This is a genomic window from Patiriisocius marinus, from assembly GCF_008974325.1.
Classification (GTDB): domain Bacteria; phylum Bacteroidota; class Bacteroidia; order Flavobacteriales; family Flavobacteriaceae; genus Patiriisocius; species Patiriisocius marinus.
Genome location: NZ_BKCG01000001.1, coordinates 798,115 through 811,711 on the forward strand (window position 1 = coordinate 798,115; position 13,597 = coordinate 811,711).

Genomic DNA, 13,597 nt, shown 5'->3' on the forward strand with positions numbered 1-13,597 from the left:
GCTATTTTTTTCCCGCAACAATTATTACAATTTCTCCTTTAGGTGGTTTGTTAGTGTAGTGCGCTAAAACTTCAGCAGCTGTACCGCGTTTTGTTTCTTCATGCAGTTTTGTAATTTCTCTTGAAACAGAAACTTGGCGTTCCTCCCCAAAATATTCCACAAATTGCCCCAATGTTTTTATCAACTTATGAGGAGACTCATAGAAAATTATCGTTCTAGTTTCTTCAGCTAAAGCTAAAAAGCGCGTTTGACGACCTTTTTTAACTGGTAAAAATCCTTCAAACACAAACTTGTCATTTGGCAAACCACTGTTGACCAAAGCTGGTACAAATGCGGTTGCTCCAGGAAGACAATCTACTTCAATACCTGCTTCTACGCAAGCACGCGTTAGTAAAAACCCAGGGTCGCTAATTGCGGGAGTTCCGGCATCACTAATTAGTGCGACAGTTTCCCCTCCTTTAATACGAGCAACAATTCCTTCTGTAGTTTTGTGCTCATTATGCATATGATGTGAATGCATTTGGGTGGTAATTTCAAAATGCTTTAAAAGTTTCCCGCTAGTTCGGGTATCTTCTGCAAGAATTAAATCTACTTCTTGTAAAACCTCAACTGCACGAAAAGTCATGTCTTTTAAGTTTCCAATAGGTGTTGGTACTAGGTATAGTTTTGACATAGAATATACTATCAGTTTGTGATTTATAATTTGAACTCTTTCTTGTCTAAATATTCATTGTCAAAATTCCTTAAATAAAATGGAAAATCCCATCATAAACAGCATTACTATTACTGCCCAAGAGTCAACGAACGTTTTCCAAGATAAAACACTATGATTTTTCATTCTCCAAGATTCTTTGAAAAATATTCTTAATGCAAGAGAAATAAAACCTAAACCAATAATTACAACTCCTATTTCAAAGGGAACTTGTTCAATTAATTTATTTAAAAACCTAGAAAATTGTTTAACCATTAATTGAACCTCACTATTTTTCCAAAGAAATAGGAAACTAAAATTAATATCATTGTTACGAGGGTTTGCGTAACATCATGCCCTGCTTGTTGATGCGCAAAAAAAGCAAGAACAACATCAAAGAAGAACCCTGCATATGCCCACTCCGTTAACCAATTACTTTTTCGCCAAAGTACCATAATCACTCCAAGTATTTTAGCAATCGCTAATGGGTATACTAAATACGTTGGGTAATGTAGCGCTTCAAAAAAGCCAGCAACCATTTCTGGTTTTGTTAAATACATTCCTGCGGAATATAAAAACATCGCACACATAAATGCCGTAGCTATCCAATAAATGCTTTTTTGTGTTTTCATAATCTTAATTGAAACGTTTTTCAAGCAACAACATAAACCGCTCTTCAAACTCCTCTTTATCAACCCAATTATTATAGTCTGGTTTTACTTGATTTTGGATAAAGTTATTAGCTTCATTGTAAGATGTAAAAGTGTTTATTTGCGAGAGAACACGTTGTAAATCGTCTGCACTACCTGTAAAAAGATGTTTTGTAAATGCTATACGGTCATTTAAACCTAGTTTTAACGAACCACTTATAGCATCATTAAGAGATTTTGGTTTGTCTGATATACCCTTATCTTTTACTAAATCTTGCTCTGATGATGGAGCCTCAATACCCTTTGCTGGTTCTCTTTTTTCTAGAATAGGCTCTTCTTTTGGTTTTACCTCTTGTACTTTACGCTCAAAGGTTGGTGTTTCTTGGTATCGAGCAGCAAATTCTTCAAGATCATTTTTAATGTATTTCTTTTCTGGAAGTATTTCTTCTAAAAGGTCATCAACTTTTTGTGATTCCTTAGGCATTTGTGCCACAAGATCTTTAATTTTTTCCATTACAGGTTCAACAAGTGCATCTTTATGTTCTGGTGCAGGAACCGCTTCTGGTTCTTTAAACCAATTTTCCTCACGGTAACTTTTTGAATCTAGAGCAGCAGCTTGTTTTATTGCTTGTTGGGTAGTGTCCTTCTCTAAATATTCAAGTACAGTAAGTTTTTCAAAGAGAGTGACTATAGTTTTTTTATGATTAGCGATATCAAAGTCGCCATCTGCAATTAATAGTTGTTTTGCTAGTTTATCGATTTCTTTTGCAATAGCTTGTCTCATTAGAATTCCTTTTTTTTTATTGGCTTTTAAATTTTAGTACCTCATAAAATCAAAGTTTATGAGTGTTGGGCAAATTTGTTTTTATAAATTTACGCATTCAGAAGTAAAACGGAAAGTTAGTACATTTTCGTCTAAAATATCCCATATGTTTTTAGAAAATACAGTAAACCAAAAAGAACAATTCGGATGGATCGAAGTGATTTGTGGTTCTATGTTTTCAGGTAAGACTGAAGAATTACTTAGACGTTTAAAACGTGCTAAGTTTGCACGCCAAAAAGTAGAAATCTTTAAACCATCTGTAGACACGCGTTATGATGAAGAAGAAGTGGTTTCTCACGATAAAAATAAAATTAGATCAACACCTGTTCCTGCTGCTGCTAATATTCCAATTTTAGCTGATGGATGTGACGTTGTTGGTATCGATGAGGCACAATTCTTTGATGCCGAAATAGTAAAGGTTTGTAATGATCTTGCAAATAGAGGTGTTCGTGTAATTGTCGCAGGTTTAGATATGGATTTTAAAGGAAATCCTTTTGGACCAATGCCAGCCTTAATGGCTACTGCAGAATATGTAACAAAAGTACACGCTGTTTGCCCACGTACAGGAAATCTTGCAAATTATAGTTTCAGAAAATCTACTAGTGATGACCTTGTTCTTTTAGGAGAAACTGAAGAATACGAACCATTAAGTCGTGCTGCATTTTATAAAGCAATGCTCCGTGAAAAAGTGCGTAAATTAGACGTTCAATCTCACGAAGAGTTAAACAGTAAAACAGAAGATTCTCTAGGAAAACAAGCACAATAAAAAGATGTCTAAAGCGCTTGAAACTCAACTTGAAATTAACTTAAGTGCTCTTGCACATAATTACCATTTTTTAAAAAGTAAGCTACATGCTGCCACTAAAATGATGGCTGTGGTTAAAGCTTTTGGTTATGGAAGTGATGCCGTTGAGGTTTCAAAAGAACTTGAAAAACTTGGTGTTGCATATTTTGCTGTTGCCTATGCTAATGAAGGAGTAGAATTAAGGAATGCCGGAATTAAAAGTCCTATTTTAGTTTTGCATCCACTCCCTACAAACTTTAATGTAATTATTGAGCGTTGCCTAGAACCTAGTATATATTCATTGAAAATGTTAGAAGGTTTTTTGTCTTTTGCAAAGCAAAAAAATCAAACAGATTATCCTGTACATTTAAAAATTAATACTGGTTTAAATAGATTGGGCTTTTCGGAAAATGAAATATCTGAAGCTTTAAAAATAATTACTTCTCAATCATATATTAAGGTTCGTTCTATTTTCTCTCATCTTGCCGCAAGTGAGGATCCTAATGAGAAAGAATTTACAGAGCGACAACTTAAATTGTTTAGCAATATTTCGGAAACTATTATTTCGGCTTTGCCTTATAAACCTTTTCGTCATACGTTAAATACATCGGGAATTATCAATTATCCTGAAGCGCAATACGATTTGGTTCGATCTGGAATTGGGTTATATGGTTTTGGTAATGATAAAACTATTACTGCGCAATTACAACCAGTTGCAACATTGAAAACTGTTATTTCGCAAATTCACGAACTTCAACCTGGTGATACATTAGGTTATAACAGAGCCTTTAAAGTTGTGTCTAAAACGAGAACAGCTACTTTACCAATAGGTCATGCTGATGGTATATCAAGGGCTTATGGGAATGGTGTTGGTTGGGTTACCATAAATAATAAAAAAGCACCTATTCAAGGTAATGTATGTATGGACATGATAATGGTTGATGTTACTAATATTGATTGTAAGGAAGGAGATGAAGTTATTGTTTTTGGAACAGTTTCAACTGCCGAAAATCTATCTAATGAGATAAACTCTATTCCTTATGAGTTAATCACTGCAATTTCTCAGCGGATAAAACGTGTGGTTCATCGAATATAGTTTCTGCTGACAGGCTTTATATGTTAAAGAAAACAAAAAATTACTATCTTGCCGTCCAATAATCATAAAACCAAATAATAATGTTAAAAGAATTTAAAGATTTTATAATGACGGGTAACGTCATCGATTTAGCAGTAGCTGTATTACTTGCAGGAGCTCTAGGTCTAGTAGTAGGTGGATTTGTTAGTGATATTATGATGCCTATTGTAGGTCATTTCACTGGCGGTGTTGATTTCGCTGAATTAAAAGTAGTATTAGATGATGCTGTTGTAGGCGCAGATGGTGCAGTAATTAAAGCTGAAAATGCAATTATGTATGGTAAGTGGATAAACGCTATCATCAACTTAATCATTGTAGGATTTGTATTGTTTATGATCGTTAAAGCATACAACAAAACAAAAACTCCTCCAGCTCCGGCAGCACCTGCAGGACCAAGTGAGTTAGATATCCTTAAAGAAATTAGAGATTCACTTAAAAAATAATTGACATTGTCAATCTCTATCACACTCCTCTATGTAAGTGTGATAGTGTTTTTTTGAGAAAGTGAAGCTCTAAAGTAAATAATACTTAGGACCGCTACACTACCTAATTAATTAAACCCCACTATCGTTTTCGATAGTGGGGTCTTTTTTTGAGTTCAAGTCAAATGGGGTTTCAAAAAATGGGAGTATTTTTATACAAAAATAATTGTTGTACTATGAAGATAGCTGTAATTGGTGCCACTGGAATGGTTGGCACAGTAATGTTGAAAATACTTGAGGAGCGTAACTTTCCTTTAACCGAACTACTTCCCGTAGCCTCTAAGCGTTCTATTGGGCGTGAGTTAGTATTTAAAGGGAAGATGCATAAAATTTTAGGAATGAAAGAAGCTGTTGCGGCTAAACCTGATATTGCTATTTTTTCTGCTGGTGGAGAAACTTCATTAGAATGGGCTCCTAAGTTTGCTGAAAACGGTACAACTGTTATCGATAACTCTTCTGCTTGGAGAATGAAAGAGGGATACAAATTGATTGTTCCAGAAATTAACGCTAAAATTTTAACGAAGGATGATAAAATTATAGCAAACCCAAATTGCTCAACTATACAGTTAGTGATGGCATTATCTCCATTACACGATAAATATAAAATGAAAAGGGTTATTGTTTCTACCTATCAGTCTGTTTCAGGAACTGGTGTTCATGCAGTTCGTCAATTAGATAACGAAACTAAAGGCATAAAAGGGGCTATGGCGTATCCTTATCCTATCAACAGAAATGCCATCCCGCATTGCGATGTTTTTATGGAAAATGGTTATACAAAAGAAGAATTAAAGCTAGCTCAGGAACCACAAAAAATACTTGACGATCGTACATTCTCAATTACCGCAACAGCAGTTAGAATACCTACCGCTGGTGGACATAGTGAATCTGTAAATGTGGAGTTTGAAAATGACTACGACCTAAAGGAGGTTAGAACCATATTACATAATACTCCAGGAATTGTTCTTCAAGATAATCCAGATACCAATACTTACCCAATGCCTATTTATGCGAAAGGTAAAGATGACGTTTTTGTAGGTAGGCTTCGTAGAGATATGACTCAACCTAATACTCTAAATATGTGGATTGTGAGTGATAACCTTCGTAAAGGAGCCGCTACAAATGCCATTCAAATAGCAGAATACTTACTGGTTAATAGGTTACTGTAAATCAACAATGTAAGGTGTTTTCATTTTTTCGTCTAAATTTGGCATACAACCCAAAAATAAATAGATGAAAAAAATTCATATAGCACTTCGAAGTGGTTTAGGACTAATGTTACTAGCCTTTGGTTTAAACAAGTTTTTTTGGTTTATGCCAGATTTTGATTTCACTGGATATCCAGAGGCAGAACATTTATTTAGCACTTTACGTTTTTCAGACCATGCTTCATCTGCAAGCGAGTCAACTGGAAAAGGATATATTATGGGTTTAGTAGGACTCTCGGAAATAATAATTGGTCTACTCTTAATTTTAAACAAATGGACTCGTTTAGCATTACTTATGTTAGTGCCTATTTCTGTAAACATTGTACTATTCCATTTATTTGTAAATCTGCCTAATATAGGTCCTGCGTTACTAGTTGCTATTGTTAATGGCTATTTAATCTACATAAATTGGGATTCTTACAAGTCAATTTTCTCATAATTCACTCATTCAAACCACAATAGCTGTTAAATAACTGTATATTGTGTTAGTTTTTTAGCGTTTATGTTATATTTGATGTTCTTTCTTAAATTATTATGAAAAATAAGTTTTCTTTATTGTTGTCTAGTATTGCACTTTTAAGTGTAATTATCTCTTGTAGTGAAGACGATAACGGTGGAGAAGTATATGTTCCGTTAGAAATTACAACTCAACAAGATGTAGTACAGGTTTCAACATTATCTACAGTTGAAATTGATATTTTTAACAATGACACTAATATTCCTCAAGATGGAATATTAACTATTACAGCACCAACAAATGGAGCTGCAACAATAAACAATAACCAAAGTACAAATGATGTAAGAGATGACGTTGTTACTTACGATCCATCTCAAAATTTCACTGGACAAGATAGCTTTCAATATACTATTTGCCTAAATGATGGTACAAATTGCAAAACAGCAACTGTAAGTATTGATGTTTTTAATGAAACTCCAGTTACTTTAGATTTGGGTTCTTTTCCATATAACACCCTTTCAGAATATAATTTTTTTAGCGGAAATATTACAGATGTTCAAGCTGCCTATGGTGTTTTAAAATACGAGCCTATCACCCCTCTTTTTACGGATTACGCAGAAAAGGACAGATATCTGTGGATTCCGCCTGGACAAAAAGCATCATATATTGCAGATAATAAATCTTTAGATTTTCCAACAGGAAGTGCTTTAATCAAAGTTTTCTATTACAACAACGTAGTTAACGATGCTGTTCTTCCAAATAATTCTACTAGAATAATGGAAACTAGAGTTATGGTAAAAATGGATTCCGGATGGGAATTTGCTGAATACATTTGGAATGACGATCAAACTGAAGCTTTTTTAGACAAAACAGGAGATGGAGGTTTTAAAGAAACAGAATGGATTAGAAACGGTGAAACTCGATTTGTAAATTATAGATTTCCCGCAATGAGCCAATGTACTATTTGCCATAATACAGGAAGTTTTACCCCTTTAGGGATCAAACCTGAAAGTATAAATTCGGAAATTGTTTATGAAGATGGTATCCAAAATCAATTACAAAAAATGATTGATTTTGGATACCTTGAAAATTCATTACCATCAACAATAACAACAGTTGCAGACTGGACAGATATGTCGGCTCCTTTAGAAGAAAGAATGAGAGCTTATATAGATATCAATTGTGGTAATTGTCATCAAGATGGTGGTCAAGGAGATTACAGAGGTATTAGATTGTCATATACAGACACAAACAACTTAGACAACTTAGGCGTTTGTATTGACGCAGACACTCCAATTCCAGGATTGACAGGGCAAAAACTAATTGCTCCTATGGATATAGATAATTCAATAATTTACTTTAGAATGGCTGTCGAAGGCGATGGTCAATATAAAATGCCTCAATTTGGGCAAAGTTTAGCTCATCCAGAAGGCCTTGCCTTAATGGAGGACTGGATTAATTCACTAACCGAAGATTGCGACTAACTAACTAAAACCAAAAAAAAATGAAAAAACTACTATTTTTACTGGCAATGACAGCAGGATTTACTGCCAGTGCACAAGTTTCCTTTTCAACACAATCCATTGGTACAAACTATACAGATCGTGGAATTGTAGATATGAATGGTGATAATTTAGACGATATTATTTCAATTTCTACAAATAAAATCCAAATGTTTATTCAACAAACTGATGGGACTTTTGAAGAACGTGAAGTAACAACTACAAATGCTAACAATACACCTTCTTGGAGTCTTGCAGCAGCAGATTATGATCGTAATGGATTTACAGACCTACTTTACGGTGGAGGTAGTGGTGTAACATTTATGAGAGCGAATGCTGAAGGAACAGCTTTTACTGAAGTTTCTGGGCCTGAATATGTATTTTCACAACGTTCAAATTTTGTAGATATTAATAATGACGGACATTTAGATGCCTATGTGTGTCACGATGTTGAACCTAGCGTTTATTACATTAATGACGGCGATGGTAATTTCACATACAATCAAGGTGGGTTAGGTGATTATCCTTCAGGAGGACATTATGGTTCTGTTTGGGTTGATTTTGACAATGATCGTGATGTAGATTTATTTATCGCTAAATGTGGTGGAGAATCTGCTAGACGTGACAATGAAATGCACGTAAATAATGGTGATGGCACATTTACTGAAATGGGTGCTTCTATGAATCTTGAAGATGATATGCAAACTTGGTCTAGTGCTTGGGCAGATTATGATAATGATGGAGATATGGATGCTTGGATAGGAGCGAGCACATTCAACAATGGTTTCCACAGACTTATGGAAAACAATGGTGATGGTACTTTCACTAACGTAATTGCTGATTCTGGACTAACAGGTTTTAATACAACTGATATCGAAAACCAAACATATGACTTTGATAACGATGGTAATGCTGATATCGTTTCGGGAGGATATATTCTTTACGGAAATGGAGATTTAACTTTTACTATTGGAACTGAAAACATAGGAAATGGTGGTTTTGGAGATTTAAACAATGATGGATTTATTGACTCAATGGGTAACAGTTTCTACCGTATTAACAACGCTAACTCTAATAACTGGTTAAAAATAAACACAAAAGGTGTTCAAAGTAATTTAGACGGAATAGGGGCGAGAATTGAAATTACTACAGACTCAGGCAACCAAATTAGAGATGTACGTAGCGGTGAAGGATTTCGTAACATGAGTACATTAAATACTCACTTTGGATTAGGAGCAGACACACAAGCAAACACAGTTACAATATACTGGCCATCAGGAATAATTGATGTATTTGAAGATGTTGAAGCTAATACAACACACACTTTTACTGAAGGCGAAAGCATTTTAGGTATTAATGAAAATCAAACTGTTGATGTAATTATCTATCCTAACCCTGCAGTTGACCAATTAAATATTACTAACATTGAAGATAATATTGATCCTATTTATACCATTTTTGACTTATCTGGAAGACGTGTAATGCACGGTGAAATCTCTAATGGAGGTTCAATTAACGTATCGCAACTTGCATCTGGACAATATCTTTTAAGAATTATCGACAAAAAATTTAAACGTAAAACGTTGAAATCAAAGAAATTTACTAAGCGATAATCCTAATAATTTAATAGTTAATAGCACCATTAGGACAAATCTTAATGGTGCTTTTTATTTTATGAAATCACCACACATTCTATATCCATTAATCTTTGTTTTATTACTTTCAATTATCAGTTGTAATGATGACGAAGAACAACAATATGAAGGCCTTCCTATAACTACTTCAGCAGATTTTGTTGTTCTTAACCAAGGAGAAACCCTTCAAATTTCAGTCTTAAACAATGACAGCAATGTCAGCGAGTCTGGAGTGCTCACAATAGAAACTCCTGCACATGGAACTGCAATTATTGATGAGGGTGCAAATATTGATAGTGTTTTAGACAATACAATTCTATATACTGCTAATGATATTTTTTTAGGTGAAACCGAAATGTTCTATACAATTTGCAATAGCGCAACAGCATGTAAAACGGAAACAATAAAAATTACGGTACAAGCTACTAATGCAGTTTCAGTTAACCTTGCTTTAGTTCCATATAACACCCTTTCAGAGTATAACTTTTTTGAAACTCCTCTTAACAGTTTAACACCAGTGGGCGGTGTTTTACCATATGAACCTATAAGTTCTTTATTTTCAGATTATGCTCACAAAAAAAGATTTATTTGGCTTCCACCAAATACTAAAGCGACATATAATGGCGAAGCAGAACCTATAGAATTTCCTGTTGGTTCCGTTATTATTAAAAGTTTTTTCTACGAAAATGTGCTCCCGTCAAACACTCAAGAAATCATTGAGACTAGACTAATGATTAGAAAAGAAGAAGGGTGGACTTTTGCCGAATATTTCTGGAACGAAGATCAAACAGAGGCCTTTTTAGACACCGAAGGAGATGGTGGGTTCAAAGATGTTACATTTATTGAAAATGGCATAGAACGATCGTTTACGTATCATATGCCATCAGGAAGTGAATGCTTTACGTGTCATAAAAATAATGCTGTAAATCAACCTATAGGGGTAAAACCTCAAAATTTAAATGGTGATTATCTATATAATGATGGTATTCAAAACCAACTACAAAAGTGGATTGATATCGGGTATTTAGAAAATACTCTCCCAACTAACATTGCAACAGTTGTAGACTATAATGATGTTTCTCAATCACTTGAACTTAGACTTAGGTCCTATGTAGATATTAATTGTGCTAGTTGCCATAGAGATGAAGGACATTGTAACTATCGCCCTATGCGTTTTGCTTTTGATGAAAACGGAGATCCTGAAAACTTAGGAGTTTGTGTTAATCCGGATCAATTTTTAGATGGGTTAGTCGACCAAAAATTAATTAAGCCTGGAGATCCTGAAAACTCTGTTATTTTTGCAAGACTAAATACCTTAGAAGAAAATTTGAGAATGCCACTTTTAGGAAGACGTCTAATTCATGATGAAGGTATTGAGCTGTTAACTAATTACATTAATTCTTTATCAGATTCCTGCGACTAATATGGCTGCCTAACTAACCCTATTGCAATAAATTAGAACATGGCTTTTTAATTTTATGTATCTTTAAATGATAACCATAAAATCTAATTTATATGAATTCTACTTTTACTACTATTTTACGCTTTTTGTTGGGTATTACTTTGCTAGTGTTTGGAATTAATAAATTTGTTCCATTTATCCCAATATTTGAAATGGCTCCTGCGGCTGCAAATTTTATTAGTTCATTAGAGAGTACTGGATATGTATTATACATTGTCGCCGCACTAGAAGTATTAATTGGACTTTTATTAATCCTAAATAAATGGGTTCCATTTGCTTTAATACTGTTAGCCCCCATTGCAATTAACATCTTGCTATTTCATATATTTTTAGATATATCAGGAATACTAGTTGCAGCAATTATCGTTTTAATTAATGTGATATTAATCTATAAATACTGGAAAGCATACAGACCTCTTTTTCAGTCATAACACCCACACAGTCAAAATATAGAAAGCTGTTTTTAGCATTGTTAAAAACAGTTTTTTGTATTTTTATAAAAAAAACCTCAACAAATTTTCTATGAAACTATCTATGTATCCTATTGTTGCCCTTTGCCTATTTACAGGCTGTAAAGAAGAAACAAAAATTAAAGAAAGTATAAAAGTGACCTACCCTAAAACAACTAAAGTTGATACTATAACTGATTATTTTGGCACTCAAGTAAAAGACCCATATCGCTGGCTTGAAGATGATATGAGTGAAGAAACTGGAGCGTGGGTAAAAGCTGAAAACAAAGCAACATATGGTTATTTAGATAATATTCCATTCAGAAATGAACTTAAGGAACGTCTAACAGAACTTTGGAATTATGAAAAAGTTGGATCTCCATTTAAAGAGGGTGATTATACATACTTCTATAAAAATGATGGTCTACAAAATCAATATGTTATCTACCGTTACAAAACAGGTGATGACCCAGAAACTGCTACAGTATTTTTAGATCCTAATACATTTAAAGAGGATGGAACCATATCGCTTGGAGGTTTAAGTTTTAGTGATAGTGGAAAGATGGCCGCCTACAGCATTAGTGAAGGTGGAAGTGATTGGAGGAAAATTTTAGTTATCAATGCTGAAACTAATAAAATTGTTGAGGACACCCTCATTGATATTAAGTTTAGTGGGATTTCTTGGAAATCTAATGATGGTTTTTATTATTCAAGTTATGATAAACCAAAAGGAAGTGAGCTTTCAGCTAAAACTGACCAACACAAACTTTTTTATCATAAACTAGGTACAAAACAAAAAGATGATGTCCTTATTTATGGTGGAACTGCAAGTGAAAAACATAGGTATGTAGCTGGTTATACTAGTGAAGACAATACGTATTTAATGGTATCCGCATCTGTATCTACTTCAGGTAATAAGCTTTTTATCAAAGATCTATCAAACCCAAAGAGCAACTTCATTACAATTTTAGACGATACTGATAGTGATACAAATCTCCTCCACAATGAAGGATCAACATTATATTTATTAACAAACCGAAATGCGCCTAATAAGAGAGTTGTAAAAGTTGACGCATCTAACCCAAATCCAGAAAACTGGGTTGATGTAATACCAGAAACCGAAAATGTGCTTAGTGCAGGTTCTGGTGGAGGTTACATCTTCGCAAATTATATGGTGGATGCCGTAAGTAAAGTGATGCAATATGATTTCAACGGAAAACTAATTCGTGAAATCAAATTACCAGGAGTAGGTTCTGCTGGAGGATTTGGTTCTAAAAAAGATGAAACTGAACTTTACTATTCATTTACAAACTATGTAACGCCAGGAAGCATTTATAAATTTGATATGAAAACAGGCGATTCTCAATTATATAGAAAACCAGATATTGATTTTGATCCTGAAGCTTACGAAAGCAATCAAATATTTTATACTTCCAAAGATGGAACGAAAGTACCATTAATAATAACTCACAAAAAAGGCTTAAAACTAGACGGTAAAAACCCAACCATACTTTATGGATATGGAGGCTTCAATATTAGCCTAACACCTAGCTTCAGCATCGCAAATGCCGTATGGATGGAACAAGGAGGTGTTTACGCCGTTGCTAATTTACGTGGTGGTGGAGAATATGGTAAAAAATGGCACGATGCTGGAACTCAATTGAAAAAGCAAAATGTATTTGACGATTTTATTGCTGCGGGAGAATATCTAATTAATGAAAAATATACTTCAAGCGATTACTTAGCAATAAGAGGAGGATCAAATGGAGGATTACTCGTGGGAGCAACAATGACTCAACGACCAGATTTAGCAAAAGTAGCATTACCAGCGGTGGGTGTATTAGATATGTTGCGTTATCACACTTTTACAGCTGGAGCAGGATGGGCATATGACTATGGAACTGCTGAGGATAGTAAAGAAATGTTTGAATATCTTAAAGGTTACTCCCCTGTACACAATGTAAAAGCAAACACACAATATCCTGCTACGTTGATAACTACGGGAGATCACGATGACAGAGTGGTTCCTGCACATAGTTTTAAATTTGCTGCAGAATTACAAGACAAACAAACAGGTGAAAACCCTGTTTTGATTAGAATTGAAACTGATGCAGGACACGGAGCTGGAACGCCTGTAAGTAAAACCATTGAACAATATGCAGACATCTATGGTTTCACTTTGTACAATATGGGCTTCCAAGTACTTCCTAAAAAAGTGGGTTCTACACTAAAACAATAGACTAAAATTACTTTTATTTTAATAAACTCCTCCTCCTTTTTGGAGGAGGTTGTATTTTTACCATATTCTAATTCCACATTTTAG

At 34.2% G+C, this 13,597-nt stretch carries 14 protein-coding genes; 10 read left to right on the forward strand and 4 right to left on the reverse strand.

From position 1 onward, the window contains the following. Position 1: 1 nt before the first annotated feature. The 4 genes from rsmI to GBH57_RS03490 are packed head-to-tail and all read right to left on the reverse strand — an operon-like array spanning position 2 to position 2,125. Positions 2-673, reverse strand: a complete 672-nt coding sequence (gene rsmI, locus GBH57_RS03475) for a 16S rRNA (cytidine(1402)-2'-O)-methyltransferase (RefSeq protein ID WP_151672658.1) — start codon at positions 671-673, stop codon at positions 2-4. 60 nt (positions 674-733) lie between these two features. Beyond that, positions 734-967, reverse strand: a complete 234-nt coding sequence (locus GBH57_RS03480; protein WP_151672659.1) for a hypothetical protein — start codon at positions 965-967, stop codon at positions 734-736. Next, positions 967-1,323 carry a DoxX family protein gene (locus tag GBH57_RS03485; protein WP_151672660.1) on the reverse strand — a complete coding sequence of 119 codons (357 nt, stop codon included), beginning with the start codon at positions 1,321-1,323 and terminating at the stop codon, positions 967-969. Before GBH57_RS03485 ends, GBH57_RS03480 begins: the two co-directional genes overlap by 1 nt. 4 nt (positions 1,324-1,327) lie before the next feature. Then, the gene (locus GBH57_RS03490) at positions 1,328-2,125 is read right to left on the reverse strand and encodes a DUF8457 domain-containing protein (protein WP_151672661.1); all 798 of its coding nucleotides are present in this window, start codon (positions 2,123-2,125) and stop codon (positions 1,328-1,330) included. Between the two features lie 145 nt (positions 2,126-2,270). Here GBH57_RS03490 and GBH57_RS03495 point away from each other — a divergent pair, with 145 nt between their 5' ends. The 10 genes from GBH57_RS03495 (at position 2,271) to GBH57_RS03540 (ending at position 13,513) form a co-directional block, all read left to right on the forward strand. Beyond that, positions 2,271-2,930 carry a thymidine kinase gene (locus GBH57_RS03495; protein WP_151672662.1) on the forward strand — a complete coding sequence of 220 codons (660 nt, stop codon included), beginning with the start codon at positions 2,271-2,273 and terminating at the stop codon, positions 2,928-2,930. A gap of 4 nt (positions 2,931-2,934) precedes the next feature. After that, the gene (alr, locus tag GBH57_RS03500; protein WP_151672663.1) at positions 2,935-4,044 is read left to right on the forward strand and encodes an alanine racemase; all 1,110 of its coding nucleotides are present in this window, start codon (positions 2,935-2,937) and stop codon (positions 4,042-4,044) included. 80 nt (positions 4,045-4,124) lie between these two features. After that, positions 4,125-4,526: a large conductance mechanosensitive channel protein MscL gene (gene mscL, locus GBH57_RS03505; protein WP_151672664.1), complete on the forward strand. Its 402-nt coding sequence runs from the start codon at positions 4,125-4,127 to the stop codon at positions 4,524-4,526. 215 nt (positions 4,527-4,741) lie between these two features. Continuing rightward, entirely contained in the window at positions 4,742-5,731 is a 990-nt protein-coding gene (locus GBH57_RS03510) for an aspartate-semialdehyde dehydrogenase (RefSeq protein ID WP_151672665.1), read from the forward strand. A 64-nt stretch (positions 5,732-5,795) separates the two neighbouring features. Further along, entirely contained in the window at positions 5,796-6,209 is a 414-nt protein-coding gene (locus GBH57_RS03515; RefSeq protein WP_151672666.1) for a DoxX family membrane protein, read from the forward strand. 95 nt (positions 6,210-6,304) lie between these two features. Next, entirely contained in the window at positions 6,305-7,711 is a 1,407-nt protein-coding gene (locus GBH57_RS03520; RefSeq protein ID WP_151672667.1) for an Ig-like domain-containing protein, read from the forward strand. Between the two features lie 20 nt (positions 7,712-7,731). Further along, positions 7,732-9,342 carry an FG-GAP-like repeat-containing protein gene (locus GBH57_RS03525; RefSeq protein ID WP_151672668.1) on the forward strand — a complete coding sequence of 537 codons (1,611 nt, stop codon included), beginning with the start codon at positions 7,732-7,734 and terminating at the stop codon, positions 9,340-9,342. Positions 9,343-9,403: 61 nt separating this feature from the next. Then, positions 9,404-10,786 carry an Ig-like domain-containing protein gene (locus tag GBH57_RS03530; protein WP_235904634.1) on the forward strand — a complete coding sequence of 461 codons (1,383 nt, stop codon included), beginning with the start codon at positions 9,404-9,406 and terminating at the stop codon, positions 10,784-10,786. A 92-nt stretch (positions 10,787-10,878) separates the two neighbouring features. Then, positions 10,879-11,256, forward strand: a complete 378-nt coding sequence (locus GBH57_RS03535; RefSeq protein WP_151672669.1) for a DoxX family membrane protein — start codon at positions 10,879-10,881, stop codon at positions 11,254-11,256. Between the two features lie 91 nt (positions 11,257-11,347). After that, a complete protein-coding gene (locus GBH57_RS03540) occupies positions 11,348-13,513 on the forward strand; it encodes a prolyl oligopeptidase family serine peptidase (protein ID WP_151672670.1) in 2,166 nt (721 codons plus the stop codon). The last annotated feature ends 84 nt before the right edge of the window (positions 13,514-13,597 follow it).

Bases quoted from the DNA above. Each gene is read 5' to 3' on its own strand.
- alr (WP_151672663.1), top strand. From the start codon at position 2,935: ATGTCTAAAGCGCTTGAAACTCAACTTGAAATTAACTTAAGTGCTCTT.
- GBH57_RS03515 (WP_151672666.1), top strand. From the start codon at position 5,796: ATGAAAAAAATTCATATAGCACTTCGAAGTGGTTTAGGACTAATGTTA.
- GBH57_RS03540 (WP_151672670.1), top strand. From the start codon at position 11,348: ATGAAACTATCTATGTATCCTATTGTTGCCCTTTGCCTATTTACAGGC.
- GBH57_RS03535 (WP_151672669.1), top strand. From the start codon at position 10,879: ATGAATTCTACTTTTACTACTATTTTACGCTTTTTGTTGGGTATTACT.
- GBH57_RS03530 (WP_235904634.1), top strand. From the start codon at position 9,404: ATGAAATCACCACACATTCTATATCCATTAATCTTTGTTTTATTACTT.
- GBH57_RS03510 (WP_151672665.1), top strand. From the start codon at position 4,742: ATGAAGATAGCTGTAATTGGTGCCACTGGAATGGTTGGCACAGTAATG.
- GBH57_RS03525 (WP_151672668.1), top strand. From the start codon at position 7,732: ATGAAAAAACTACTATTTTTACTGGCAATGACAGCAGGATTTACTGCC.
- mscL (WP_151672664.1), top strand. From the start codon at position 4,125: ATGTTAAAAGAATTTAAAGATTTTATAATGACGGGTAACGTCATCGAT.
- GBH57_RS03490 (WP_151672661.1), bottom strand. From the start codon at position 2,125: ATGAGACAAGCTATTGCAAAAGAAATCGATAAACTAGCAAAACAACTA.
- GBH57_RS03520 (WP_151672667.1), top strand. From the start codon at position 6,305: ATGAAAAATAAGTTTTCTTTATTGTTGTCTAGTATTGCACTTTTAAGT.
- GBH57_RS03480 (WP_151672659.1), bottom strand. From the start codon at position 967: ATGGTTAAACAATTTTCTAGGTTTTTAAATAAATTAATTGAACAAGTT.
- GBH57_RS03495 (WP_151672662.1), top strand. From the start codon at position 2,271: ATGTTTTTAGAAAATACAGTAAACCAAAAAGAACAATTCGGATGGATC.
- GBH57_RS03485 (WP_151672660.1), bottom strand. From the start codon at position 1,323: ATGAAAACACAAAAAAGCATTTATTGGATAGCTACGGCATTTATGTGT.
- rsmI (WP_151672658.1), bottom strand. From the start codon at position 673: ATGTCAAAACTATACCTAGTACCAACACCTATTGGAAACTTAAAAGAC.